Below are 489 nucleotides of genomic sequence, written 5' to 3'. Positions count from 1 at the left end.
AGTCATCGTCCAGTTCAGGCGCCTGGCCGGCTTGCCTTGCTGGATGTTGGTGAGGAATTTCAGCGCCCTGACAAAAATCCCCTTCTCATGCGCCAGCGGCACCGGCGCGTGCCATTCGAAAAAGTTCATGCCGATGTCGAAATCGAGCGACCAGTCGGCTTGGGTGGTGACCATGCCGGCATCCATCCACAGATTGCCGTCGCGCTGGTCGAGGATGCAGAAGTCGCCCTGGCTCTGGCGGGTGATGTACTCCATCGGGCCGTAAGGCAGCGTCGAGGTGTCGCCGAAGGTGAAGGTGTCGTCGATGCCGAGCGGCCGGTTGATCCAGCGCCAGCGGTCGCCGTCGCGGGTCAGCGTGAAATGCTCGGGATAGCCCAGCGCCTGCTGCTCCATCAGCAGTTCCAGCAAGTCCCAACCGGCCAGCGTCATGTGCGGCAGCGACTGGCAGCGCAGCGGGTCCTCGGCCAGCACCAGCGCGCGGTCCTGCAT

At 64.0% G+C, this 489-nt stretch carries 1 protein-coding gene; it reads right to left on the bottom strand.

All coding sequences use genetic code 11. The features are described from left to right. The coding region (locus EN925_RS39100) for a DUF3445 domain-containing protein (protein WP_164894847.1) at positions 1-489 on the bottom strand (489 nt) is incomplete at both ends.

Source organism: Mesorhizobium sp. M7A.F.Ca.US.006.04.2.1, from assembly GCF_004022915.1.
GTDB lineage: Bacteria > Pseudomonadota > Alphaproteobacteria > Rhizobiales > Rhizobiaceae > Mesorhizobium > Mesorhizobium ciceri.
The sequence above is the reverse complement of the archived record's forward strand: the minus strand, read 5'-3'. Positions and strand labels throughout refer to the sequence as shown.